The sequence below is a fragment of the Janthinobacterium sp. 75 genome (assembly GCF_004365495.1).
Classification (GTDB): Bacteria; Pseudomonadota; Gammaproteobacteria; order Burkholderiales; family Burkholderiaceae_D; genus Janthinobacterium.
This window is the reverse complement of record NZ_SORD01000001.1, coordinates 3,308,644-3,333,917: the sequence shown is the minus strand read 5'-3', so window position 1 is coordinate 3,333,917 and position 25,274 is coordinate 3,308,644. Positions and strand designations below refer to the sequence as shown.

Sequence of the window (25,274 nt, the reverse complement as noted above, 5' to 3'; positions counted from 1 at the left end):
GTTGTGCTGTACCGCCGCAAAATCGCCGGGGCCGCCCTTGCCTGCAAACCGGTTTGACTAATATGAAACAGTCATTCTTGCTAATGCAAATCGAAACTTACGCTCAGCGCAATTTGTAGATTAGAATGCCAGCCTATTGGAATTCCCGTGCGTGAGGTTCTTCATGAGAGTCCCCGCCGCCCGCAGGCTTCCATAAGTTTTTTTATCGATTGACTATAATAATTTTTCAGGAGGAACCGCATGAGCGGTGCGACTACGCCCAACAAGGAAGCCGTTATTCCCGAGTTCAAGCAGATTATGGGCCATCCAGGCCCATTATGGATGTTGTTCATGACTGAATTCTGGGAACGCTTCGCGTTCTACGGAGTTCGCTGGGCGCTGGTACTGTACATCGTTGCCCAGTTCCACGGCGGCGACGGTTCGGGACAGGCAGCGGCCAACCTTACCTACGGTTCCTTCCTCGCGCTGGTGTACGCCGGCGCTCTGTTCGGCGGTTACATCGCCGACCGCGTCATCGGTTACCAGCGCTCCATCCTGCTGGGCGCCGTCTTCATGGCCGCCGGCCTGTTCTGCATCTCGGTACCGAACCAGGACATCTTCAACCTGGGCCTGGCCACCATGATCGTCGGTAACGGCATGTTCAAGCCGAACATCTCGACCATGGTCGGCAAGCTGTACGCGACCGCCGATCCGCGCCGCGACAGTGGCTTCACGATCTTCTACATGGGCATCAACATGGGCGCCATGGCCGCGCCCGTCTTCACGCAATGGCTGGCAGGGTCGATCTTCGGCACCAGCGATATGCCTGCATACAAGATGGTCTTCATGGCTTCCGGTTTCGGCATGCTGATCAGCCTGGTATGGTTCTTCATCGGCCGCCGTGCCCTGAAGGGCATCGGCGCACCTGAAGCCGGTGCCGGCAGCCCGATGCGCGTCGTCTGGGTGGCCGTCGGCTCGCTGTGCGTGATCCCGCTGATGTACTTCCTGCTGACCGTTGGCGCTGAAAAGTTGCAAATCGTCCTGACCGTGTTGTTCGCCGGCCTGGCCGTCATGCTGATGATCGAAGGCATACGCAATGGCAAGGTGGCGCGCGACCGCGTCATCGCCATGCTGCTGATTTTCGTCTTCAACATCCTGTTCTGGATGTTCTTCGAACAGGCGGGCAGCTCATTCACCTTCCTGGCCGACAAGATCGTCAACCGCGACCTGGGCTTCGCGATCTTCCCGACCGCCTACTTCCAGACCGTCAATTCGGTGGCCATCATCGTCTTCGCGCCTATCATCGCCGCCGTCTGGGTCTACCTGGCGCGCCACAACGTCAATCCATCGATTCCGCGCAAATTCGGCCTGGGATTGCTGGGCAATGCATTGGCTTTCGGCTTGCTGATCTTCGCTCTGTCGAGCCTGGTTGGCGCCGACAACAAGATCCCGTTCTGGACGCTGGCGACCGTGTACATGCTGCAATCGATCGGCGAACTGTGCCTGTCGCCTATCGGCCTGTCGATGGTCACCAAACTGGCCCCTGTGCGCCTGGTTGGCCTGGGCATGGGCGGCTGGTTCCTGTCGACCGGTATCGGCAACAACCTCTCGGGTATCTTCGCCAGCTACGTCAGTGGCGAAAGCGGCATGTCGGTGCAGTCGGCCCTGTCCGGCTATACCTTCGGCTTCTGGTCCCTGCTGGGCGCCGGTGTCGTACTGTTCCTGATCGCACCGCTGATCAACAAACTGATGCACGGCGTGAAGTAAGCGTCTTGTACTAGCTCAAAACGGCGGCCTGCGGGTCGCCGTTTTTCATTCCGCCAGCCGTTTCACCCTGGCCTGGCGGTACAATACCGCCATGGCCAGCGGCCACCCGACCAACCCCGATAAAGAATCCCATGTCCAGCATCTCCACCACCACGCCCCTCTCCGACGACGAATACGCCGAACTCGACACCCTGCTGGCCGCGCCCGCCCTGGCCGACGCCGCCATGGACGTGTCGATGCTGGAAGGTTTCCTCACGGCCGTCGCCCTGAGCCCGAAACAAATTACCGTTGAGCAATGGTTGCCCTGGATCTGGGACAAGGCGGCGGGCAGCACCGCGCCCGCGCCGGACGAGGCCAGCGAACGGGCAGCCAGCCTGGCGCTGCGCCACCACGCCTACATGGTCGAATGGCTGACGAAGGACCCGGACAGCTTCGAGCCCATCTACGTCTGCGGCCCCGAATGGAGCGTGCCCGCCTGGTGCGCAGGCTTCCTGCTTGGCACCAGTCTGGACAAGCCCCAGTGGGCGGCCCTGGCCGTCAGCCACCCGCAATACCTGGCGCCCTTCCAGCACCTGGCCACGGCCAGCGAGCTCGACGACGAGGCGGCCGAAACGGCCATGGATGGCGTGATTCCCGCTGTCATTGCCATCAATGCCGCCTGGGCGCGCCAGCGCCACCTGAAAAGCCAGGTGCAAAGCCAGTCCGGCGCGACGGTCTTGCGCGACGTACCGAAAACGGGCCGCAACGACCCGTGCCACTGCGGCAGCGGTAAAAAATATAAAAAATGCTGTGCCGACGCCGATAGCGCGGCTGGCCAAGGCTAAAGCGACGCCTCCTTGCGCCAGCTGCTGACGGCCCTGTTGCGTTTCCTGCTGCGCCACGCGCTGCAGTTCGCGCTCTTTATCGTCATCCTGCTGGCCGGGCGCTTGCTGCTGGCCGAATGGCGCGCCTACAGCGCCGCCAGCGGGGCCGTCACCGCGCTCAGGCAGGCGGCCAGCGGCGCCGATCATCATGGCGCCGGCCTGGCGGATGCCGCTATGGCCAGGGTCAACGCCCTGCAAACAACCTCACAAACGGCCATCGACGCCCGCCTGGCGCAAGTACAAGCGCAATTGCGCCAGCTGCGCGCGCAACAGCAGCCGTCGCTGTTTACCCTTCCCCTGCCCGACACGAGCACCTTGGCCATGCACGCACGGGAAGAAGCCACGCGCCGCGTGGAAATCGAGGTGCTGGCGCAGGAAGAACACTATTTGACCGCGCTTCAGGCGGCCCTGAACGGCGAGGATGCGCGGCATACCCTGGCGCGCCTGCATGCGGAACATGTCGACGCGTATGCCGCGCTGCAAAATAATGTGCGCCAGCGCCGCGAACTGGAAGCGCAGCACCCCGTGGCCGCGCGCCTGCCCGGCAGCGACACCTACGCGCAGCTGGTACGCCTCGAAGCCGAGGGCCAGCGCTTGCGCGAGGTCAACCTGCAAGCGTATCGGGCCTGGCTGGCGCAGCGGGCGCGCACCAACGATGCGGCCCGCCCCGCGCCCTTCGCCATTGACGACAGCGCGCTGGCCGGCGCACTGGCGCCCGTGCGGGCGGCAATTACGGCAGGAGAAGCACAGCTGGCGCGCAACTGGATCGCCCGCTGGCGCGGCCCCGTCATGGACGTGGTGCCCACGGCCGCCCTGCTGGTGCTGTCGGCCATCCTGCTGCCGCTAGCGATCAAGGCCTTCTTTTACTTCGTGCTGGCGCCATTGGCTTCGCGCCTGAAACCATTGTCCATCGGGCACGCGCTGAACGTGACAGCCACTACTCTCCCCCTGCCGCCCGATGGCCAGTCCCGCATTTCCGCCGTCTCGCAGGCGCTGCAACTCAAACCTGGCCAGCAGATGCTGATCCACCCGGCATACCTGCAATCGTCGCCCGTCAGCAGCACCAAGCGCACGCAGTGGCTGCTGGACTGGCGCTTCCCGTTCACCAGCCTGGCCGCCGGCATGGTGGCGCTGACCCGTTTGCACAGCGACGCGCCAGCGTCCGTGACGATTTCCGCCAGCGACGACCCGCTGCTGGAAATCGCCATCGTCCACCTGCCTGCCGGCAGCGCGCTCGTATTTCAGCCGCGGGGCCTGGTGGGTTTGATCTGCGACACGGGCCAGCCGCTGGCGATATCGAGCCACTGGCGCCTGGGCAGCCTGCACGCCTGGCTCACCTTGCAGCTGCGCTTCATCGTCTTTCGCGGCCCCGTCACCCTGATCGTGCGAGGCTGCCGCGGCGTGCGGATGGAGCGGGCAGGCCAGGGCCGCAGTATCAGCCAGTCCGCCACCCTGGGTTTTAGCACCGACGTGCTGTACTCGACCCTGCGCAGCGAAACCTTCATCCCCTACCTGCGCGGCCAGCAGGCCCTGCTCAACGACCGCTTCGACGGCGACAACGGCGTCTACCTGTACGAAGAAACCCCGCGCCACGGCAAGCAGCCGGGCAAGGTGGGCAGCTGGTTCGAGGGTTTCACGGACGCCCTATTGAAAGTGTTCGGCATCTAGCCGAAGCAAGCAATATGAACGACTTCCTGTTTGCCGATTTTCTCGATGACCCGGCCGCGTATGCGGCGGCGCAAGCGTACTGGCAGGCACGCCTTGCCTTCCTCAACGGTCTATGCGCGCCGTATCTGCGCACCGCGTTTGCCAATGGCCAGCCGTTCAATGACGGCAATCCCATCGTCAACCTGGCGGACCGGGCCGCTGGCAAGGCGGCGCGCATCGTTCAGCATTGCCCGCGCGAATTCGGCCATGACTACACGAGCTTCGAGCAAGCCATCGAGCTGGCCTGCAGCGATGGACAGCGCCCGGCGCGGGAAAAAATCATCGTGCTGACCTTGACCGCAAACTCGGCGCAACGCGCCGAGGAAGAACTGCGGGCCTGGTTTGATCCAGCGTAAGGCCGCGCGCTACCAGAGGTAGGCCATGCGCACGCCGACATTGCGCTGCTCGCCATAATTACAGGCCCGCGCCGAGAAACACGAGGCGACATGGTATTTGTCGAACAGGTTCTTGACCGTCATGCTGACGCTCAGGCCGCGCCAGACGCTGCGGGCCTGCCCCAGGTTATAGCGCAGCGACAGGTCGGCCAGGGTGAACGCGGGCACCTGGAAGGTGTTCTCCGCATCGCCCCAGCTGGCACCGACATGGCGCACGCCAGCGCCGGCCGACAGGCCGCGCAAGCCGCCGGCAAAGGCGTAATCGGCCCAGGCCGAGGCCATCTGCCTGGGTACTTCAAATGGCGACTTGCCCTGCACGTTCGAGCCCCACCTGTCCGGAAACGCCTTAGTCACTTTCAGGGGATTGTAGGTCAGGGACGCCAGCAGTTTCAGCTGGCTGCTCGGCTGTGCCGCCACTTCCAGTTCGATGCCGCGCGAGCGCACTTCTCCCTGCTGGATCGAAAAGTTCGGGTCATCCGGGTCCGTCGTCAGCACATTCTGGCGGCGCAGTTCAAATGCAGCTGCGGTCACGGAAAGATGCGCGCCAGGCGCGTACTTCACGCCGACTTCCACTTGCCGGGCCGTTTCCGGCGCGAATGGACGGTACAGGCGGTCCGCGCCGGAGACGGGCGAGAACGATTCGCTGTAACTGGCGTAAGGCGCCAGGCCGTTCGCCGCCAGATAAGTGATGCCCGCGCGCCCAGTGAATGCCCTGGGCTTGCGCAAAGTCGTGGTCGATGGCGATACCAGCAGATTGAGCTGCTCCTGGCGCGTCCAGTCCTGGCGCCCGCCCACGGTGAAGACCCAGCTGCGGTACTGCATGCGGTCTTGCAAATACGCCCCCAACTGCCGGTTATGCTCGCGGCGCAGGGCATCGGGTGCCAGCGCCGCCAGGTCCAGCGGGCTGCCGTAGACGGGGCGGTAGATATCGATCTGCGGACCGTCGGCAATATACGAGCTGAACGAAGTATTGCTGCGGCTGTAATCGATGCCGGCAACCATCTCATGGCGCAGCGCACCTGTCGCCACATGGCCCGTCACGCTGGTATCGAGCGAGTACACGCTGCCCTTGCCGTCGCGCGTATCGATCTCGCGGTTGGTGATCACCTTGTCGATCAAATTGCCGTAACGAAACATGTACTGTTCATGGTTATCCGCGTGCAGGTAGCGAAAGTTCTGCCTGACTGTCCATCCGTTGTCGAAGGTGTGGCGCGCCGCGTAGCCCGCCGAAGCGACGCGCGTTTCCTCACGGTCGAAGCCGGGCTCCCCCAGGAAACGCGTCAGCGGCAAGCGGCCGTTGGGATTGCTGCCGTTCAGGGCCTCCCACTGCACGTTCGACGATTGCATGGCGCGATTCTTCTGGACAAAGCCCAGCAAGGTGATGCTGGTGCGGGCGCTCGGCGTCCACGTCAGGCTGGGCGCCAGATAGTAGCGGTCGTCCCTCATATCATCGATCTGCTGGTCCGCATTGCGCGCCAGCCCCACCAGGCGGTACTGCAGGCTGCCATCGTCCGCCAGCTTGCCGCCCACGTCGAGGGCCAGCTGCTTGCGCGCGTAGCTGCCGAGCGACAATTCGACCTGGTTCAGTTGGTCCGCCGCGGGGCGCTTGGCGACGAAATTGACGATGCCGCCCGGTGCGTTCTGGCCATATAACACGGACGAAGGCCCCTTCAGCACTTCCACCCGCTCGGCACCGTATGGTTCCACACCGAAGAAGCCCAGCGTCCCCATGGGCATCAGGCGCATGCCATCGAGGTAGAACGCGCCCGAGAACTGGCTGAAGCCGCGCACCGCCAGGCTGTCGTCGGCAGGATTGGCGCCTGCCGTGTTGCTGCGCAAGCCGGCCGTGTACTGAATCGCGTCGTTCAGGGTACGCACGCCCTGGTCATCCATGCGATCGCGCGTGATGACGGATACCGATTGCGGCACTTCCAGCAAGGAAGCGTCGGTCTTCGTGGCGGTACTGCCGCGCCGCGCCACATAGCCGCTGACCTTGCCCCAGGGGTTTTCCTCTTCCGCCTGCGCGCTGACGGTCACGGGCGCCATCGTCTGCACGCCATCGGCCGCTGCGCCAGTAGCGGACGCGGTGGCGGCGCGCAGCGCATAGCCGCCACCGTCCGTACGCACGGCATCCAGCCCGGTGCCGGCCAGCACGCGAGCGAGCGCATCGTCCACCGCATAGCTGCCGCTGACGCCACGGCTGCGCAATCCTTCCGTCGTGGCCGACCCAAAGGCGATCAGCAAGCCCGCTTCACGCCCCAGCCGGTTCAGCGTCGCTTCCAGCGGCCCGGCCGGGATGGCGTAGTGGCGCAGGGCCTCGGCCTGTCCGGCTGTCTGTGCCTGCGCCGGCGCGCCGGCCAGGCTGGCCACGGCGCCCAGGCACAAGGCATGCACCAGGTGGGCGAGCGGCTTCATTGCCAGCAGGCCCGGTAGCCGGCTGCGCGTGGATGGGAGGAATGTGCTGCGATCGTTCATGGCATACCTTCGTATCATGGGATGGGTGGAACGGGCCAAAACCTGTGCCCTCACTTCCCTTGACAAGGCAGCGTACAAAAACAGTCCATGTATTTTCAGTTTATTTTTTCGTGGCGCGCGGCCGCAGCGTGACCCAGAAGCGCGTCAGATAATGCAGCTCTACGGGCAAGGCCTCCACCAGCGCCAGTAGCGCCCTGTCGGTATCGGCCAGCGGATAGGCGCCCGACACCAGCAGATGCGCCAGCGCCGGGTCGCATGCCAGATGGCCGCGCCGATGGCGCGACAACTCCAGCAGGAAGGCGTCCAGGCGCATGTGCGCGGCGACCAGCATGCCGTCAACCCAGGCGCCCGCGCCGGCATCAAGCGCATGCGCCGCGCCCAAGCCATCGCGGGTAAAACTGCCCTCCTCGCCCGCCTGCAGCACGCGTGCCTGGCCATGGGCCGCCGCAGGCCGCAGCTCGACAGCCCCTTCCAGCACGCCGACCTGCACGAAACCGTCGCGCTGACGCACGATAAAACGCGTGCCCAGCGCCCGCGCCGTGCCATCGGCGGTGTGCACGAGGAAGGGCCGCCGCTGCGCGTCGGGCGCCGTCTGCAGCAGTACCTCGCCGCGCAGCAGCTGCACCGCGCGCGCGCTTGCGTCGTAGCGCAGTTTGATGGCGCTGTCCGTATTGAGCACCAGCGTGCCGCCGTCCGGCAGGCGCAAGCTGCGCCGCTCGCCCGTGGCCGTGCTGGCATCGGCATTCCACGACTGCCAGACGGGTGCCTGGCGCAACAGGGCGACGCTACCGCCTGCAACCACCAGCGCCGTCAGCAGGCGCACCGCGCGGCGCCGCTGTGCGCCTGCAGGCGCGGCCAGAGCGGCGCTGGCCAGCGGCGGCGGAATGCCCGCCAGCTGGCCGCTGACCGCCTCGATGCGCTGCCAGGCCCGTTCATGTTCGGCGTCCTCGGCGCGCCAGCGCTGCCAGGCATCGAGTTGTGCGGCAGTGGCGTCACCGCCCTGCAGCGCCAGCCACCACTGCACGGCCCGCCGTGCCACGGCGGGCGCCACGCGTGCGGCGGCAACCAAGCTGCCCAGCGGAAGCTGTAACTCTTCATCCATCGTGCTGCTCCGGGAAAAAGCAGCGCAGGGCCGCCCTGGCCAGATGGCGCTTGACGGTGGACAGGGAAATTCCCAGCTCGGCGGCGACCTCCTGCTGCCCCATGCCGTCGAGCTGCACCAGCAGGAAAGCTTGCCGGGCCTGCCCAGGCAGCGCGGCCAGGCGCCGGTCCAGCTCCACCAGCCGTTCCAGGAACATCAGGCGCACCTCGGGAGGCGGCGCCACCGGTTCCGGCATCAGGGCAAGAGCATCGAGGTAGGCCTGCTCGATGGCGCGCCGGCGCACATGGTTGATCAGCAGGTTGCGGGCGATCGTCGTCAGATACGCGCGCGGCTCCTGCACGCCTTGCATGCCTTGTGGCGCGAGCACGCGCAGGAAGGTGGCCTGTGCCAGGTCGGCCGCGTCGAAGGCGTTGCCCACCTTGCGCTGCAGCCAGCCACGCAGCCAGCCGTGATGCTGGCGATACAGAATGGCGATGTCATCGAAGTCATGCAGGGAGACGTGGTCGGCGGACATGGAGCGGCGGGTCTGGCGGATAGCACAAACTTAATGAGAATTATTCTCAATTATAGGCAGAAGTGAGCGACTCGGCAAGATCAGTGGCTGCCGCGGCCAGCGCAGGCGGCTCAATCCGGCCTGAAATCAGCCTGCAGCAAAGCGTGGACATGCAGGTCGACAAACACGCCGTTTAACCATTCCGCCTGCCACAACACGCCTTCGTGGGCAAATCCCAGCCGCCCGGCCAGCGCCATGCTGGCGTGATTGCCGGCCGCGCATTGCAACGCGATGCGATTCAATTGCAGCACGCCAAACGCATGCGCCAGGACGGCGCGTACCGCCGCACTGGCGATGCCCCTGCCCTGGAACTGCCGTCCGACGTAATAGCCAATGCTGGCCTTGCGGTCCGCTGTATCGATTTCTTTCAGGCGGATGCTGCCGCATAAGGCCGTGCCGGAAAAAATATGCCATTCCAGAATGTCACCGCTGGCGGCGCGCGCGGCAGCGGCGCACAGATACTCCCGAGCATCGTCGACGCACGCCAAATGCACCACGGCGGGCAGGAAGGCGTGCAGGTGCTCACGGTTATGCCCCACCAGTGCAGCAAGGGCTTCGGCGTGTTGCGCCAGGGTTGGAACAATAGAGATATCAGGAAATGCTGAAAGATTCACGCACAAAACCCTGGCGGGCCGAAAAAGTGAAAGTAGAAAAAACTGGCTTGACCGCTACGCCGCAATCGAATGCGACACCGTCAGCCACTCGCCCGGCTGCAGCTTGGCCGCTGCCTCGCGGGTGGCCAGCACGCTGTCGGGGTCCAGGTCGGACCGGTTCAGCTTGTAGGAATAGGCGAAATCGTCGGCATCGAATGCCTGCCCCGCCTTGACGTAATACTTGAAGCCGACAAAGGAGTCGGGATTGGTGACGACAGTGTATTCAAGCGTGACGCTGTTCATGGCGGGCCTCGTCGACGTTGGTAAAGTATTCATTATGCGTCAATTCCGTCGGCAGCGACGCAGCAACGGCGCATCGCCGTCATGCGCACCCATAAAAAAACCGCCCGGGTCGTTAATGACACCGGGCGGTTTTCATTGGATAGGCTACAGCATCACGCCTGCGGGCTGTCCGCCTTTTTCTCTCTAGCGACGACGTACAGCAGCACGATGATGAGCGCATACGGCAGCAGTGACAGCGCGTCCGAATGCAGGCCCGCATAAAACGGGTTGCCGTGCTCGGCCCAGTCGGCCATCATCTGGTCGAAGTGCGTCAGCACGCCGGCTGTAATCGCAATGATGATGCCGGCCAGCGCGCCGCCGGCGATGTAGCCGGACGCCAGCAGCACGCCCGAACTGCGGTCGCCCGCCAGCTGGCGCTCTTCCTCGTTCAGTTTCGCGTTGTGTTCCAGCTTGTTGTTGCGGCGGTCCGCCAGCCAGCGCACCAGGCCACCGACGAAGATCGGCAAGGTCGATGACAGCGGCAGGTACACGCCCACGGAAAATGCCAGCGACGGGATGCCGGCCATTTCCAGCACCACGGCGATCATCACGCCGAACAGCACCAGGGTCCACGGCAGTTGCTGGTCGAGGATGCCCTTGATGATGTAGGACATCAGCACGGCTTTCGGCGCATCATATTTTTTCACTTCCGAGCCATCCGGACGCTTGCTGTAATGGCCATTGATGCCCGGGTCGACCAGGTAAGCCAGCTGGCCATCTTCCTTGACAAAATATTTGCCGGCCGGGCCGCCCACGGTGTCCGTCTTTTGCCAGACTTTATACGTATTGTGGTCAGTGTCGGCTTGCGGGCCATGCAGCTCGCCCGTCACGGTCAGCTTCGACGCGTCCACCGTCAGGCCAGGCGCTACTTGCGCGGCCGGCACGTAGACGGTGCTCGCCTCGTTCAGTTTCAGCAAAATCGGACCGAGAATCAGGGCGGACGACAGCGCACCCGCCAGAATCGCATACTGCTGCAGGCGTGGCGTGGCGCCCACCAGGTAGCCGGTTTTCAAATCCTGCGACGTGGTGCCGGCATTGCTGGCAGCGATGCACACGATGGCGCCCACCGACAGGGCCGTCACATAGTAACGCCCGCCCGTCCAGCCCATGAGGAGGAAGATCAGACAGGTAAACAGCAAGGTGGCCACGGCCATGCCGGAGATCGGGTTCGACGAGGAGCCGATTTCGCCCGTCAGGCGCGAAGACACGGTGGCGAACAGGAAGCCGAAGACGAGGATCAGCAGCGCACCGAGGAAATTCATGTGCAGCGGCGTGGCGAAGGTGATCACGGCGATGATGGACAGACAGCCGATGATGACCCATTTCAGGGGGATGTCCTGGTCGGTGCGCAAGGTGGAATTGCTCTTGACGCCCTTGCCGATGCCTCTCAGGCCAGCCGACAGGCTGCGCCAGATCATGGGCATGGCGCGCACCAGGGAAATCAGGCCGCCGGCGGCCACGGCGCCCGCGCCGATATACAGCACATAGGCGCTGCGCACGTCGTCGGCGCCCATTTCGCTGATCAACTTGGTACCCGGCGAGAGCACGGTGGTCAGGCTGTCGCCAAAGAACTTGATCATCGGGATCAGGAGCAGGTAAGACAGCACGCCACCGGCCGCCATGGTGGCGGCGATGCGCGGGCCGATGATGTAGCCCACGCCCAGCAACTCAGGCGAAATCTCGGCGCCGATGGAGCCGCCCTTTAGCGGCGCGGCAAATTCCACGCCCGGCGTGTCCTTCCAGCCTTTGAACGAGATATTGAAGACCTTGTACAGCAAGCCGACAGCGAACCCGCCGAAGATGATCTTGGCGCGGCGCTTGGCGTCCAGCGCGGCAGCCGAATCCTTCTCGATGCTTTCGCCGGCGGCGATGCGCGATTCTTCCGTGGCGGCCGCCTTCAGTACTTCAGCGCAAGCCGTGCCTTCGGGGAATTTGAGTTCCTTGTGCTGGTCGACGATCATGGTGCGGCGCATGGGGATCATCATCAGGATACCCAGCAGGCCACCGAGGATACCGACCAGCATGACACGCGAGATTTCCAGGTCGAAGCCGAGGATCAGGATGGCGGGCATGGTCACGCCAAGGCCGAAGGCCAGCGATTCGCCGGCCGAACCGGCCGTTTGCGTGATGCTGTTTTCCAGGATTGACGAATCCTTGCCGCCCACCTTCTTGGCCAGGCCGAACAGGGTGATGGCGATCACGGCGACGGGGATCGAGGCGCTGACAGTCAGGCCCACTTTCAGCACCAGGTAGAGCGAGGAAGCGCCAAAGACCATCCCCAGGATGACGCCCATGAACAGCGCGCGGAAGGTCATCTCGGGCAGCTTCGCATCGGCCGGAATATACGGCTTCACGGCGCTCGGCATTGCATCTTTTGCCATAAATAAATCCTTAATTGTATAAAATAAACAGCCCGGATTGACGCCCGGGCTATTTGCTTGAAGCCGAGACTATCGCACAGCCACGTTTCGATGAAAAGGTTTTTTGCTCCCCGTCCCTGCGCCCCGGCCGCACAGGAAGCGCCGGCGCATTGGTCTATAATCGCTGCCACCGTGCCTTGCACGCTACTGTGAGACTGCCTTGACTGCCAAACGATCAGGATTCCCCTGGCCTTCCCGCCGCGCCACCATGCGCGGCTTCATCATCGCCGGCTGCGCCGCGCTGGCCGCCGCCGTGCTGCTGGCCGCCTACCTGTTCCTGTACGTGCGCCCCCGCCTGCCCGAGCTGGGCGTCATCACTGACTACCAGCCGAAGATACCGCTGCGCGTCTACACGGCCGACAATGTGCTGATCGGCGAATTCGGCGAAGAACACCGCGACTTCGTGCCGATTGCGCAAGTGCCGGAAATGATGAAAAAAGCCCTGCTGGCCATCGAGGACAGCCGCTTCTACGAACACCACGGCATCGACTTCGTGCGCGCCGGCGGCGCCGTGCTGTCGAACCTGCGCCACGGCTTCGGCCACGGCGGCGGCTCCACCATCACCATGCAGGTGGCGCGCAATTTCTTCCTGACGCGCGAAAAAGTCGCCTCGCGCAAGCTCAATGAAATCATGCTTGCCCTGAAGATCGAAGCGGCCCTGTCGAAAGAACAGATTCTCGAGCTGTACATGAACCAGATGTACCTGGGCCAGCGCTCGTTCGGCTTCGGCAGCGCGGCGCAGACGTATTTCGGCAAGCATTTGTCCGAACTGTCGATCGCCGAAATGGCCATGCTGGCCGGCTTGCCGCAAAACCCCTCGCGCCACAACCCGATCAGCAACCCGAAGAAGGCGCACGCGCGCCAGCAACTGGTGCTGAAACGCATGCGCGAACTCGATTACATCAGCGAGGGCCAGTACCAGCAGGCGCTGGCGCAGCCCCTGCATATCAACAGCCGCGGCAAGCAGGGTTTTGATACGCACGCCGAATACGTGGCCGAACTGGCGCGCCAGGCCGTGTACGCGCAGTTCAAGGAAGACAGCTATACCAAGGGCATCAGCGTCTACACGACCATCCTGAAAGCAGACCAGGACGCGGCTTACGCCTCGACGCGCCGCAACGTCATCGCCTACGACCAGCGCCACGGCTACCGCGGCCCGGAAACCTTCATCGACATGCCGGCTGACCCCGAGCAGCGCGACGACGCCATCGATGCTGCACTGCAAAAACGCCCGGACAGCGACGGTTTGATCGCCGCCGTCGTCACGGAAGTCGGCAGCGGCAAGGTGGTGGCCGACACGGGCGACGGCGACGCCAAGGCCATCACGGGCGAAGGCTTGCGCTTTGCCGCCCCCGCGCTGTCGGCCAAGGCGAGCGCAGGCATCAAGCTGCGCCCGGGCGCCATCATCCGCATCACCAGGGACGGCAAAGGCCATTGGTCCATCACGCAAGTGCCGCTGGTGGCCGCCGCCTTCGTCTCGCTGGACGCGGACACGGGCGCCTACCACGCCATGGTGGGCGGCTTCGACTACAACCTGCAGAAGTTCAACCACGTCACGCAGGCCTGGCGCCAGCCCGGTTCGGCCATGAAGCCCTTCGTGTATTCGGCGGCGCTGGAAAAAGGCTTTTCGCCGGCCACCCTGATCAACGACGTGCCCCTGGAAATGCAGGCGGGCGGCAAGGTGTGGGCGCCGCAGAACGACGACTTCAAGTTCGACGGCCCCATCACCATGCGCTACGCGCTGGCGCAATCGAAGAACGTGGCCTCGGTGCGCATCCTGCGCGCGCTGGGCGTGTCCTACACGCACGATTTCCTGGAAAAATTCGGCTTCGACCCGGCCCGCCAACCCAGCAATCTCACCATGGCGCTGGGCACGGGTTCCGTCACTCCCGTGCAGATGGCGGGCGCCTACGCCCTGTTCGCCAATGGCGGCCACCAGGTGGAGCCGTATCTGATTGACCGCATCGTCGACGCCAAGGGCACGGTATTGATGCAAACCAAACCGCCTGTCCCGAACGACGACAAGACCCTGGCGCTAGACCCGCGCAACGCCTTCGTCATGGACAGCATGCTGCGCGAAGTGGCCCGCACCGGGACGGGCGCGGCGGCGACGAAAAAACTGGGGCGCAGCGACATCGCCGGCAAGACGGGCACCACCAGCGACGCCGTCGACGGCTGGTTCGCCGGCTACGGCGGTGGCATCGTGGCCGTGGCGTGGATGGGCTATGACGAGCCGAAATCGCTGGGCGGACGCGAATTCGGCTCGACCCTGGCCATGCCGATCTGGATCGACTACATGCGCACCGCGCTCTCCACGCGTCCACAATTGACGCGCGCCGTGCCGGCAGGCCTGAGCCAGGTCGATGGCGAGTGGCTATACGACGAGTTCATCGACATGAATGGCGTCAAGACGCTGGATATGGATGTGGAGACGCCGACGGACCCGGCGGCAGTGCCGGAGACGCTACCCATAGAAACCACGAATTGATGAACCCGTAGGTCGGGTTAGCCGGCACGGCGTAACCCGACATGAGCCGCCGTCCGCGCGTGTCGGATTACGCGACGCTAATCCGACCTACCTCGCCTACGTCTTGACCATGCTCAGATACCCGCGCACCGTACTGACGACGCTATCGGCAAAATCGTCGACATTGACCTTCGCCGCGCGGTACTTCCAGCGCTTCACGTACCAGTCCTGGAACAGGGCCAGGCAGTGGGCGGCCAGCAAAGTGGGGTCGCCCTGCGGCTCCGGCTCGATTTCCCCGATGGTGGCGGCGATCAGCGTCTGCACATACAGTTCCGAATTCTTCGCCATGCTGCGCTGCTCTACCTGCAGCACGCGCGAATCCATGAAGACAAAATAAAACCACGGCTGCAGCACTTCGGACAGGTAGATCGACGAGCGTATCATCGCCTCGAGCCGGTCCAGCGGCGACTTCACGTCCGCAAACAGCAGCGGCAAGGCTTGCGTGGCGTGGCGCACCACGTCCTCGATCATTTCGGCCAGTTGATCCTTGCTGGTGATGTAGCCATACAGGCCGCCCATCGACAGCCCGGTCTCGCGGCACAGGTCGCGCAAGCTCATGGCGCGGAAGCCCACGTCATTGGCCAGACGGAAGGTGGCGACGAAGATGCGTTCGAGATTTTCCAGCGCCGGCTTGCGGCGCTTGACGCCGATACGTTCCGCGTGGCGGTCAAGAATATATTCCCAGATGTTTTCGCCATTTAAAGGCGTCATCTGCTGAAACTGTTCAAAATTAAAATGGGTCGACAAGTGCATTCCCAAGTAGCGGTGTAAGAGCGATATCTATGCAATGCCTGGACACGGCATTGCAAGACGGCGGGACGGCTGATGCCGGGCCGATTATAGCTCAGGAAAACAACTATTTTACTTTTCAACTATGCAATGGGTGCATAAGCAACGCCAAATTCCCACAGTTATTGCGCTGCATCATGCAATTTAAATCCAGCGGTGTTACATTCAAAAAACCGAGCGCTCGCTATATTTAATGCATCGATAGAATGTGAAGGAGCACACGGGTAATCGCTACAGCATCGACATTTCCACTATTAATCGAGTATTAATACATAACGGAGACAAAATGAAGACTCGCTTTTGGCAACTGCTATCCACCCTTCTGCTTTCCCTCGCCATCCTGCCCGGCAGCGCCAGCGCCGCCGGCTACACGCAAACGAAGTACCCGATCGTGCTGGTGCACGGCCTGTTCGGCTTCGACAAGCTCGGTCCCGTCGAATATTTTTATGGCGTCCCCGCCGCCCTGCGCAGCGGCGGTGCGCAAGTGTATGTGACCACCGTGTCGGCCGCCAACAGCACGGAAGTGCGCGGCGAGCAGCTACTGTCGCAGGTGCGGCAAATCCTCGCCGCCACGGGGGCAAGCAAAGTCAATTTGATCGGCCATAGCCACGGCGGCCCCACGGCCCGCTATGTCGCTTCCGTGCGGCCCGACCTGGTGGCATCCGTCACCAGCGTGGCCGGCGTCAACAAGGGTTCCAGGGTGGCAGATATCCTCAGCGGCGCCATTCCCAACACCAGCGGCGCGCTGGGCAATGCACTCGCCTCCCTGATCGGCATTTTGTCGGGCAACAAGGGACTGCCGCAAAACGCGGGCGCCTCGCTGACCTCCCTGTCCACGGCCGGCTCACTGGCCTTCAACAGCCGACACCCGCAAGGCATCCCGACCACCGCCTGCGGTGAAGGCACCTACCAGGTGCAAGGCGTGTACTACTTTTCGTGGAGCGGCGCGCAACCGTATACGAATCTGCTCGACGTGGGCGACCCTGCCCTGGCGGCCATCAGCCTGGCCTTAGGCGGCGTCAAGAACGATGGCCTGGTCAGCAGCTGCTCCAGCCACCTGGGCAAGGTGATCCGCGACGACTACGCCATGAACCACCTCGATGAAGTCAACCAGTTCGTCGGCATCGTCAACCTGTTCGAAACGAACCCCGTCACCGTCTTCCGCCAGCAAGCCAACCGCCTGCAAGGCCTGGGACTGTAAGGAGATGCGCATGCACGCGAAATGGATCATCGGCGGCAGCCTGGCAGCCCTGGCCCTGTACCTGGTGCTGCGCCCGGGCGAGCCGCCCGCCCCGCCGCAGGAAAAGCCGGAAGCGGACCTGTTCGCGTTCGTGCGCTCGATGCAAGGCACGCGGCCCGACGGCAACGTGACGGTGGCCGCCGGCGACAAGCTGGTGGTCGACGCGGAACTGGGCCATCTGTTCGACTACTACCTGGCGGGGCTCGGTGAAAAACCGCTGGCGGCCATCCGCAGCCAGATCGAGGCGGAACTGGACAAGCGCCTGGCGCCCGTCCCCGCCCGCGAAGCCAAGCGCCTGCTGGATGCCTGGCTGACCTACAAACAGGCGCTGGCTGGCGCGGAACAAGCCTTGCCGGCGCAAGCCGATGCGGCCCTGGCGGCGCGCGCACGCCTGCAGGCGATGCGCGCGCTGCGCGGCAATTATTTTACGCCCGAGGAAAGCGCGGGGCTGTTCGGCGCCAGCGATGCGTATGACGACGATGCCGTGGCACGCATGGCCATCCTGGGCGATGCGGGCCTGGACGAAGCACAGCGCCAGGCGCAATTGGCGGCGCTGGATCAAAAAATGTCGCCGGCCCAGCGCGCCGCGCGCGATGCCCCGCTGCAGGTGGCCCAGCTGGACGCCTCTGTGAAGACGCTGCGGGCACAGGGCGCCGGCGAGAATGAAGTCTATCGCCTGCGCGCCAGCACCTTCACGCCGGCAGCGGCGGCGCGCCTGGCGGAACTGGACCGCGAGGAATCACAGTGGCAACAGCGCATCATCGCCTATCAGGCACAGAAGGCGCAGCTGGCCAGCCAGCCCGGCGGCGCGCAGGATGCGGCAGCCATGCAGCAGCTGCGCGACGCCAGCTTCACGCCGGAAGAACAGCGCCGGCTGGGCGCCTACGAATAGCCATCAGGCCAGCTGCACCAGCAAAGCCGCAGCCGCCATCACGTCCGTGGTTTCGCGCCCCTGCCGGTAGCCGGCATGGACAGGGGCCAGAACGGCGTGCGCGGCGGCGCGGCGTCCTTGCACCAGCAGCACGGTCGCCAGGCTGGTGGCGCAGCGCAGTTCCCAGCCTGGCGCCTGCTGGCCCCTGGCCAGTTGCAATGCCTCTTCCAGCTGCACCCGTACGGTTTCCAGGCCGGCCGCATCGCCTTGCGCCAGCGCCCGCCAGCGGTGGTGCGCATCGCGGCGCAGCACTTCCGGCGCACTCCACGGCGCCACGCCCATGCGCGCGCGCCGCAACGCCTGGCTATCGGCGGCGGCGTCGTGCAGGGTGGCCATCAAATCGATTTGTATAGGCCAGCTGCGCACCGAGGGCCAGGGAAACTCCGTCATCGCCTCGCCCGCATCGAGCAGGCGCTGGTAGGCGGCACCCCAGGCGCTCCAGTACAGCAGGCCATATCGGGCAGCATGCTCGCACAGCAGGCAAGTCCAGGCATGCGCCTGTCCCCGCTGCCCGCACCACAGAGCGACAGGGATGGCATTGATGGCCAGCGCCACGCACAGTGTGACACGATTGTGCTCGAAACCCACCGTCACCGCCTCGCGCGCCAGCGCCAGCGCATCGTCGGGACGGCCCTGCATCCACAGGCAGCGCGCCAGCGTGCCGCGCAGGCAGACCTGGTGATCGGCCAGCAAGGCATTGTTGAAGCCAAGCTGGCCGGCGCCCTCGGGGTGCGCCAGCACCATGCGCGCCAGTGCCGCCGACTGCGCGTAGCGCCCCCTCAAATACTCGCCCGCCGAGCGCATGCGCGCCAGCACCAGCCGCATCGCCGTGTCGTCGCGCGCTGCGCACAGGGCGGCAAGCTGGACCACGTAATTGTCGGCGCCCAGGAAATCGGCCATCTTCAGGCTGCAGATCCACATACCGCAAATCGCCTCGGCGCGGCGGCTGTCGTCGTCCGTGCGCATGGCCAGCGCATAGCCGCGCTGGAACGAGCGCAGCATGGTGCCGGTGACGCCCTGCGTATGCAGCAGCAGGTGCGCCAGCGAGGCATGCAGCTGCATCTCGCTGCCGGGATCCTCCATCGCATGCGTGGCCATGCATTCTAGCGCCCGCTCGACGCGCACGCGGTATTCATCCATCAGCGACAGCTGATAGAACAGGGTTTGCGCCGCCAAGGTCAGGGCCACGCCCAGCGCCACGTCACCGTCCTCGCCGAAGGCCCAGTCGATGGCTGCGCGCAGGTCATCGACATGGCGGCCGTAGCGCGCGCTCCAGTGCGCCGGGGCCATGCTTTCCCAGTCGGCGGCGATGCGTCCGGCCAGGCCCAGGCAATGGCGTGCATGGCGCAGCAGCACGGCGCCCGCGCCCCCGCTCGCCGACAGCTGGGCCGCAGCGTAGGCGCGCGTGGTGTCGAGCAGCCGGTAATACACGTGCTGGCGGAAAAATTCGATGCTGACGAGGGACTTGGCCGCCAGGTCGGCCACCGTGTCGAAGACCTCGCAGCCCACCACGGCGCTGGCCGACTCCAGGCGGAACCGGCTCCTGAACACGCTCAGCGCCTGCAGCACCTGACGCTCCTGCGCATCGAGCAAGCCGTAGCTCCAGTCCAGGGTGGCGCGCAGGGTCTGGTGGCGCAAGGGCATGTTGCGCGCGCCGCGCGTCAGCAAGCGAAAGCGGTCATCGAGCTGGCGGCGCAATTCGTGCAAGCCGAAATGGCCGATGCGCCCGGCCGCGAGCTCCAGCGCCAGCGGGATGCCATCGAGCCGCCGGCAGATATCCACCACCACAGGCACATCGGCGTCGGCCAGCATGAAGGCATCGTCGACGGCCGCGCAGCGTTCGCAAAACAGCTGCACCGCCGCGAAATGGCGCGCCGCAGTCACATCGGGCACGGCATCGTCCGGCGGCAATTCCAGCGCGGGCAGGCGCAGCAACTGTTCGCTGGAGATGCGCAGCGGCTCGCGGCTGGTGGCCAGCACGTGCAGCAGCGGTGCGCCCTTGAGCAAGGCATCTGCCAGCGTGGCGGCCGCGCCGATCACGTGCTCGCAGTTATCGAGCACGATCAGCATGTGGCGCGGGCGCAGGTAGGCCAACAGGGCCGGCATGGCGTCGCCGGCCGGCACCGCCACTCCCAGCGCCGTGGCCAGCGCCAGCGGCACCAGGCGGCCTTCGTCCAGCGGAGACAGGTCGACGAAACACACGCCGTCGGCATAGCGGCGCAGCACGCGCATGGCCAGGACGACGGCCAAGGTGGTCTTGCCGATGCCACCGGGGCCGGCAATGCACAGCAGGCGCAATTGCAGCAACTGGTTGGACATCGTTTGCAGCGCCTCGGCGCGGCCCAGCATGCGCGTCAGCATGACGGGCAGGTTATGCCACGGCTCCACGCCAGCCGTACCGGACTCCGGCCGGCCCGTGTGCGTCAGCGGCGCCAGGAAGCCGTAGCCGCGCCCGGGGATGGTGGTGATGTAGCGCTGGCCATCACGGCCATCGCCGAGCGCCTTGCGCAGCGCCGCCAGGTGCACGCGCAAGGTCGCGTCATCCACCACGGCATGGGGCCAGACGATGTTCACCAGTTCATGCTTGTCGACGATGTCGCCGGCGCGCTCCAGCAAGGCCAGCAGCAAGTCCATGGCCCTGCTGCCCAGGCGCAGCGCGCGGTCGCCCTCGAACAGCAGGCGTTCTAGCGGCAAAAGGCGAAACGGACCGAATACATAGGCCGGGACGGGACTGTTTATCATTCTTGCGTGGGGGAGAAAGTGGTCAAGCATGCGGCTGGCAGTGACCATATTTTACTGAGCATCCGCGCCACGCCGCATGGCGCCATGTTGCGGCGCTGTTACACGGCAGGCCGGCGCGCCAGCGGCCAGCAGCGCGGCCACGTCGGCCGCAGGTGCCGGGCGGTGCAGGTAAAAGCCCTGAACCTGGGGGCAGCCCAGGCGCCGCAGCTGCGCCAGCTGTTCGCCGTTTTCCACGCCCTCGGCCAGCACCTGCAAGCCCAGGCCGCGCGCCATTGCAATCGTCGAGGCGACGATCACAGCATCGCAGCCACTGCTCCCCAGGTCGCGGATGAAGCAGCGGTCGATCTTGATGGTTTGAATCGGCAGCATCCTGACATGGCTCAATCCCGAATGACCGGTGCCATAGTCGTCGAGCGAAATGACCAGGCCCAGCGCGCGCAGGCGGCATAGCACCTGCGTTGCCTGCGCCATGTCGTCGATGCAGCAGCTTTCCGTCACTTCCAGCTCCAGCAGGGCGGGAGGAATGGCGTGCCGCTGCAGGCAGCGCAGTACAAAATCGGGCAAGTGCGGCTGGCACAGCTGGCGCGCAGAGACATTCACCGCGACAGGCACCAGAGGCAGGCCCGCCACGCGCCACTGCGCCAGCTGGCGGCAGGCGGCATCGATGCCCCAGTTGCCCAGTGCGGCGATGGCGTCGGTCTGCTCGGCCAGGCCGATGAAGGCGTTCGGGTAGATCAGGCCATGGTGCGGATGATCCCAGCGCAGCAGCGCTTCCAGGCCGACCAGGCGCAGTTGCGCCGTATCGAACTTGCCTTGGTAGTGGAAGCAGAATTCGCCGTCGACGATGGCGCTGTCCAGGCGCGCCTGCAGCTCGCTGTTGCGCGCCGATGCGGGGGCTGTGCCGCCTTGCCCCAGCAGCAGCCGGCGCCGCGCCCACCACAGCATGGCGCAGCCCAGCGCCAGCGACATCAACGCCACCTGCGCCACATGCCGCAATGGCGCGCCGTCCAGCAAGATGCCCAGCGGCAGGCAGGCGGCCAGCGCACAGCACAGCAGCGCCCGCGCGCGCGGGCCGCGCCTGAACCTTGCCAGGCGCGCCACTAGGCCAGCAGGCGCGGCACGGCCCGCGCAGGGCGACCCGCCAGAACCGCCGGCCCCTCCTGCAGGCGAAACACGCTGACCACCTGCAGCAGCTTTGCCGCCTCGCCTTCCAGCGATTGCGATGCCGCCGCCGCTTCCTCCACCAGGGTGGCGTTCTGCTGCGTCACTTCATCCATCTGCAGCACCGCCTGGCTGACCTGGCCGATGCCCGTGCTTTGCTCGGCGCTGGCAGCCGTGATGTCGGCCACCATCTGGCTGACCCGGCCCACGGCGGCCACCACGTCCTGCATGGTGGCGCCGGCCCGTGCGACCAGGGCGGCGCCTGCGTCAACCTGCTGGGTGGAATTGGCGATCAGGGCACGGATATCGCGCGCCGCCGCCGCGCTGCGCTGTGCCAGGTTGCGTACTTCCGTCGCCACGACGGCAAAGCCGCGCCCCTGCTCGCCCGCGCGCGCCGCTTCCACCGCCGCATTCAGGGCCAGGATATTCGTCTGGAAGGCTAGCATGTCGATTACGCCGATGATGTCGGCAATCTGCGCCGACGACGCGCTGATGGCGTCCATGGTATGGATCACCTGCCCCACGGCCTGCCCGCCGGCGCCGGCGATGTTCGCCGCCTCGATGGCCAGCACGCTGGCATGGCGCGCATTGTCCGCGTTCTGCTGCACGGTGGAGCTCAGTTCCTCCATGGCCGACGCCGTCTGTTCGAGCGCGCTGGCCTGCTCCTCGGTGCGCGACGACAAGTCGATATTGCCGGCCGCGATCTGCGACGATGCGGTGGCGATGGTGTCCGTGCCGCTGCGCACCTGCTGCACGATCTCGAGCAGGTTGCCGTTCATGATGCACAGCGCGTCGAGCAGCTTGCCCGTTTCATCGCCGCCGTGACTGCCGAAAGTCGATGTCAGGTCGCCTGCGGCCACGGTCTGCGCCACTGTCAATGCGTGCCGCAGCGGCTTGACGATGCTGCGCGTGACCAGCCAGGCGGTGACGAGCGAGAAGAGCACGGCCAGCGCGCTCAGCGCCAGCATCATCTTGCGCGCCGTGGCGTATTCCGCGTCCACCTGGGCGCCCGCCTCCTCCATCAGCTCATGCTGGAGCGTGATCAGGTTTTCCAGCGCCGCCATGTAGCGCAGCTGCTCGCCGCGCACCGCGCCGAGCAGCAAACTGGCCGCTTCGTCGCGCGCGCCCTCTTCCAGCAGGGCCAGCACCTTGTCGCGCCCGCCGTTGAAGGCGGCGCGCGCCTGGGTCACGGCCGCCATCAGTTGGCGGCCCTGTGGCGACAGCACCACCTTGTCCAGCTGCGCCAGTTCCTTTTCCGTTTCGGCGCCAGCCCGGGCGATGGTGGCGCGCTCCTGCGCCAGCTGCTGCGGCTCGCTCATCAAGAGCAGGTTGCGCGAGGAGCGCGCGATGATGTTGACATTCTTGATGATGTCGTTCGCCAGCACGGTTTTCGGATATTTATCATCGATCACGTCGCGCATGCGCTGTTCCAGGCTCGACAGACGCAGCATGCCCAGCGCGGCGGTCGCCAGCAGCAGCAAGGTCAACAACGCAAAGGAGCAGCGCAGGCGCGTGCCGATTTTCATATTTGCCATCTATTCGCATCCTTCAGTGTGGTGCATCGGCCATCGCGCCGGACTCGCATGCAAGGCTGACGGCAATGGCTGCCGCCTGCCACGAATGGCCGGACGCAACAGGCGAAGGGGGCAGCCGGGATGTGGCCGAGGCGGGAACAAGGGGTGGTACGGCAGGCAGTGTGAGTTATCTCACAAGCAATGTCGCGTTAAGTTTTGAAAAGATTTGCTTAGATAGCAAAACAGCTATTTATGTAACGCTGTTTTTTTAGTAAGTAGTAACCGCAGTGCACGCGTGGGCACGCAGGCAAAAACGGCCGCGCAGGGCGGCCGTCCGGAAGCGCATGCTGGCGCCGTCAATCCATCAGAACACTTCCCACTCGTCGTCGCGCGGCGCGCTGTGGCGCGAGGACGGTACGGCGTGCAGGGCCGGGCGGCCCGCGGCAGGTCGCGATGGCGGACGCGGTGCCGGCCGCTTCGGTACGGCGCTGGCCATCACGGCGCGCGGCGCGGGCGCCTTCGTGCGGGCGGCGGGCGCCTGTGCGCCATCGAGCTTGAAGACGCTGACCACACCAGCCAGCTGGCCCGACTGCTCCTGCAAGGATTCGGCTGCGGCAGCCGCCTCTTCCACCAGGGCCGCATTTTGCTGCGTCACCTGGTCCATCTGGCCGATGGCTTGGTTGATTTGGTCGATGCCCGAGCTTTGCTCCTGCGTCGCCAGGCTGATTTCCGCCATGATGTCTGTCACGCGCTGCACGCTGGAGACGATTTCGGCCATCGTGCTGCCCGCCTCGGCCACCAGCTTGCTGCCAGCGTCAACCGCCACCACGGAGTCGCCGATCAGGGTCTTGATTTCCTTGGCCGCCGCCGCCGAGCGTTGCGCCAGGTTGCGCACTTCTGTCGCCACCACGGCGAAACCGCGTCCCTGCTCGCCCGCGCGCGCCGCTTCCACGGCCGCATTCAGGGCCAGAATATTCGTCTGGAAGGCGATGCCGTCGATGACGGAAATGATGTCGACGATCTTGCGCGAGGAATCGTTGATGGCCTCCATGGTCTCGACCACCTTGCCCACCACCTCACCGCCCTTCACGGCGACGCCGGAAGCACTCAGCGCCAGCTGGTTGGCCTGCTGGGCATTGTCGGCGTTCTGCCGCACGGTGGAGGTCAGCTCCTCCATCGACGATGCCGTCTCTTCCAGCGAGCTGGCCTGCTCTTCCGTGCGCGAGGACAGGTCCAGGTTGCCGCTGGCAATTTCCGACGACGCCGTGGCGATGGTCTCCGTACCGCTGCGCACTTGGCCGACGATGTTGACCAGGCTGGAATTCATGTCTTTCAGCGCCTGCAGCAGCTGGCCCGTTTCTTCCGTCGTGTGCACCTCGATGTGGCTGGTCAGGTCGCCCGAGGCCACCGTTTGCGCCACTTTCACGGCCGAATTGATCGGCTGCGTGATGGCGCGCGTGATGTAGGCGGCGCAGCCGATGCCCAGTGCCGACGCCAGCAAGCCCAGAAGCAGCATCAGGCTTTCCGAACGCACCACGGCAGCGCTGCCATCCTTGACGCTGGCATCGGCCACGCCGTTATTGAGCTTGATGATCTCATTGAGCGTGGCTTCGGCCTTGCCGAACAGGCTGCGCGAATCCAGATACTGCTTGTAGAACGCCACGAACAGGGTCTTTTGCTGCTGCTCGTCGCGATTGTCGGCCAGCTGGCGCAGGATGGCGCGCACCCTGTCGTCGTCCGCCTTCCAGGCCGTCCACTCGCCCTGGAAGCGCTTCCACAGCACGGCTTCCTCCGGCGTCTGCGGCAACGGCTCGTACAGCTTGCGGCCCGCCTCGATATTGCTCCAGGCCTTGGTGCGCAGCTGCAGCGCTTCCGCGAACTTGTCTTGCGCCTGGTAATTGTTTTCATAGATGGCGGCCGTCAGGGTGGCGGCAGCGACGGCCGTCTGGCCTTCGCTGATCATCATCAAGCCCTGGATCGACGGCAAGCGCACCACGCCGATTTCATTGACTGCGGTGCCCACGGTGGCGATGCCTGTGTAACCGCAGATGCCCACCACCAGCAAGGCCGCCATCATCACGGCGACGAGGGTCGCCAGCTTCCATTTGATCAGTAAATTCTTAAACATGGCTAGGTCCTTTATAAAGTCACGACGACTGCTGGCGAGGTTCGGG

18 protein-coding genes are annotated in these 25,274 nt (G+C 64.9%); 7 read left to right on the top strand and 11 right to left on the bottom strand.

The genetic code is table 11. The features are described 5' to 3' along the window. Positions 1 to 240: 240 nt before the first annotated feature. The 4 genes from C8C89_RS15255 to C8C89_RS15240 all read left to right on the top strand — a co-directional run bounded on the left by C8C89_RS15255 (position 241) and on the right by C8C89_RS15240 (position 4,672). Positions 241 to 1,746: an oligopeptide:H+ symporter gene (locus C8C89_RS15255; protein WP_101481701.1), complete on the top strand. Its 1,506-nt coding sequence runs from the start codon at positions 241 to 243 to the stop codon at positions 1,744 to 1,746. 131 nt (positions 1,747 to 1,877) lie between these two features. Continuing rightward, positions 1,878 to 2,570: a UPF0149 family protein gene (locus tag C8C89_RS15250; protein ID WP_133990765.1), complete on the top strand. Its 693-nt coding sequence runs from the start codon at positions 1,878 to 1,880 to the stop codon at positions 2,568 to 2,570. A 12-nt stretch (positions 2,571 to 2,582) separates the two neighbouring features. Then, entirely contained in the window at positions 2,583 to 4,277 is a 1,695-nt protein-coding gene (locus C8C89_RS15245; protein ID WP_133990763.1) for a hypothetical protein, read from the top strand. A gap of 14 nt (positions 4,278 to 4,291) precedes the next feature. Then, positions 4,292 to 4,672: a hypothetical protein gene (locus tag C8C89_RS15240; RefSeq protein WP_133990761.1), complete on the top strand. Its 381-nt coding sequence runs from the start codon at positions 4,292 to 4,294 to the stop codon at positions 4,670 to 4,672. Positions 4,673 to 4,681: 9 nt separating this feature from the next. Here C8C89_RS15240 and C8C89_RS15235 read toward each other — a convergent pair whose 3' ends face one another. The 6 genes from C8C89_RS15235 to C8C89_RS15210 form a co-directional block, all read right to left on the bottom strand. Beyond that, on the bottom strand, positions 4,682 to 7,186 hold the full coding sequence (locus C8C89_RS15235) for a TonB-dependent siderophore receptor (protein WP_133990759.1): 2,505 nt from the start codon (positions 7,184 to 7,186) through the stop codon (positions 4,682 to 4,684). Between the two features lie 100 nt (positions 7,187 to 7,286). After that, on the bottom strand, positions 7,287 to 8,288 hold the full coding sequence (locus C8C89_RS15230) for a FecR domain-containing protein (protein WP_133990757.1): 1,002 nt from the start codon (positions 8,286 to 8,288) through the stop codon (positions 7,287 to 7,289). Next, on the bottom strand, positions 8,281 to 8,802 hold the full coding sequence (locus tag C8C89_RS15225) for a sigma-70 family RNA polymerase sigma factor (protein WP_101481707.1): 522 nt from the start codon (positions 8,800 to 8,802) through the stop codon (positions 8,281 to 8,283). Before C8C89_RS15225 ends, C8C89_RS15230 begins: the two co-directional genes overlap by 8 nt. Before the next feature lie 110 nt (positions 8,803 to 8,912). Further along, complete coding sequence (locus tag C8C89_RS15220) at positions 8,913 to 9,455, bottom strand: GNAT family protein (RefSeq protein WP_166674758.1); 543 nt, start codon at positions 9,453 to 9,455, stop codon at positions 8,913 to 8,915. 54 nt (positions 9,456 to 9,509) lie between these two features. After that, a complete protein-coding gene (locus C8C89_RS15215; protein WP_096235832.1) occupies positions 9,510 to 9,737 on the bottom strand; it encodes a hypothetical protein in 228 nt (75 codons plus the stop codon). Between the two features lie 152 nt (positions 9,738 to 9,889). Then, complete coding sequence (locus tag C8C89_RS15210; RefSeq protein ID WP_243858033.1) at positions 9,890 to 12,157, bottom strand: oligopeptide transporter, OPT family; 2,268 nt, start codon at positions 12,155 to 12,157, stop codon at positions 9,890 to 9,892. A 247-nt stretch (positions 12,158 to 12,404) separates the two neighbouring features. Between C8C89_RS15210 and C8C89_RS15205 the strand changes: the two genes are divergently transcribed. Beyond that, on the top strand, positions 12,405 to 14,684 hold the full coding sequence (locus tag C8C89_RS15205; protein ID WP_133993421.1) for a PBP1A family penicillin-binding protein: 2,280 nt from the start codon (positions 12,405 to 12,407) through the stop codon (positions 14,682 to 14,684). Between the two features lie 96 nt (positions 14,685 to 14,780). Here the strand turns inward: C8C89_RS15205 and C8C89_RS15200 are convergent, their stop codons facing one another. Next, positions 14,781 to 15,434 (bottom strand): helix-turn-helix domain-containing protein, encoded by a 654-nt coding sequence (locus C8C89_RS15200; protein WP_243858032.1) that lies wholly within the window; start codon positions 15,432 to 15,434, stop codon positions 14,781 to 14,783. 364 nt (positions 15,435 to 15,798) lie between these two features. Here C8C89_RS15200 and C8C89_RS15195 point away from each other — a divergent pair, with 364 nt between their 5' ends. Both C8C89_RS15195 and C8C89_RS15190 read left to right on the top strand, forming a co-directional pair. Continuing rightward, the gene (locus C8C89_RS15195; RefSeq protein ID WP_133990753.1) at positions 15,799 to 16,713 is read left to right on the top strand and encodes a triacylglycerol lipase; all 915 of its coding nucleotides are present in this window, start codon (positions 15,799 to 15,801) and stop codon (positions 16,711 to 16,713) included. Positions 16,714 to 16,723: 10 nt separating this feature from the next. Continuing rightward, positions 16,724 to 17,644, top strand: coding sequence for a lipase secretion chaperone (locus tag C8C89_RS15190; protein WP_133990751.1), 921 nt, complete (start codon positions 16,724 to 16,726; stop codon positions 17,642 to 17,644). A gap of 3 nt (positions 17,645 to 17,647) precedes the next feature. Here the strand turns inward: C8C89_RS15190 and C8C89_RS15185 are convergent, their stop codons facing one another. From C8C89_RS15185 to C8C89_RS15170, 4 genes are all read right to left on the bottom strand, one after another. Continuing rightward, positions 17,648 to 20,377, bottom strand: a complete 2,730-nt coding sequence (locus tag C8C89_RS15185; protein ID WP_166674757.1) for a winged helix-turn-helix domain-containing protein — start codon at positions 20,375 to 20,377, stop codon at positions 17,648 to 17,650. Positions 20,378 to 20,476: 99 nt separating this feature from the next. Further along, complete coding sequence (locus tag C8C89_RS15180) at positions 20,477 to 21,526, bottom strand: EAL domain-containing protein (RefSeq protein WP_133990747.1); 1,050 nt, start codon at positions 21,524 to 21,526, stop codon at positions 20,477 to 20,479. Next, positions 21,526 to 23,121, bottom strand: a complete 1,596-nt coding sequence (locus C8C89_RS27525; RefSeq protein WP_133990745.1) for a methyl-accepting chemotaxis protein — start codon at positions 23,119 to 23,121, stop codon at positions 21,526 to 21,528. The genes C8C89_RS15180 and C8C89_RS27525 overlap by 1 nt, the downstream gene beginning before the upstream one ends. A gap of 343 nt (positions 23,122 to 23,464) precedes the next feature. Beyond that, a complete protein-coding gene (locus C8C89_RS15170; RefSeq protein ID WP_133990743.1) occupies positions 23,465 to 25,228 on the bottom strand; it encodes a methyl-accepting chemotaxis protein in 1,764 nt (587 codons plus the stop codon). Positions 25,229 to 25,274 lie beyond the last annotated feature (46 nt).

Coding starts and splice junctions, on each gene's coding strand:
- C8C89_RS15255 (WP_101481701.1), top strand. CDS start 241: ATGAGCGGTGCGACTACGCCCAACAAGGAAGCCGTTATTCCCGAGTTC.
- C8C89_RS15250 (WP_133990765.1), top strand. CDS start 1,878: ATGTCCAGCATCTCCACCACCACGCCCCTCTCCGACGACGAATACGCC.
- C8C89_RS15240 (WP_133990761.1), top strand. CDS start 4,292: ATGAACGACTTCCTGTTTGCCGATTTTCTCGATGACCCGGCCGCGTAT.
- C8C89_RS15235 (WP_133990759.1), bottom strand. CDS start 7,186: ATGAACGATCGCAGCACATTCCTCCCATCCACGCGCAGCCGGCTACCG.
- C8C89_RS15230 (WP_133990757.1), bottom strand. CDS start 8,288: ATGGATGAAGAGTTACAGCTTCCGCTGGGCAGCTTGGTTGCCGCCGCA.
- C8C89_RS15225 (WP_101481707.1), bottom strand. CDS start 8,802: ATGTCCGCCGACCACGTCTCCCTGCATGACTTCGATGACATCGCCATT.
- C8C89_RS15215 (WP_096235832.1), bottom strand. CDS start 9,737: ATGAACAGCGTCACGCTTGAATACACTGTCGTCACCAATCCCGACTCC.
- C8C89_RS15210 (WP_243858033.1), bottom strand. CDS start 12,157: ATGGCAAAAGATGCAATGCCGAGCGCCGTGAAGCCGTATATTCCGGCC.
- C8C89_RS15205 (WP_133993421.1), top strand. CDS start 12,405: ATGCGCGGCTTCATCATCGCCGGCTGCGCCGCGCTGGCCGCCGCCGTG.
- C8C89_RS15200 (WP_243858032.1), bottom strand. CDS start 15,434: ATGACGCCTTTAAATGGCGAAAACATCTGGGAATATATTCTTGACCGC.
- C8C89_RS15195 (WP_133990753.1), top strand. CDS start 15,799: ATGAAGACTCGCTTTTGGCAACTGCTATCCACCCTTCTGCTTTCCCTC.
- C8C89_RS15190 (WP_133990751.1), top strand. CDS start 16,724: ATGCACGCGAAATGGATCATCGGCGGCAGCCTGGCAGCCCTGGCCCTG.
- C8C89_RS27525 (WP_133990745.1), bottom strand. CDS start 23,121: ATGGCAAATATGAAAATCGGCACGCGCCTGCGCTGCTCCTTTGCGTTG.
- C8C89_RS15170 (WP_133990743.1), bottom strand. CDS start 25,228: ATGTTTAAGAATTTACTGATCAAATGGAAGCTGGCGACCCTCGTCGCC.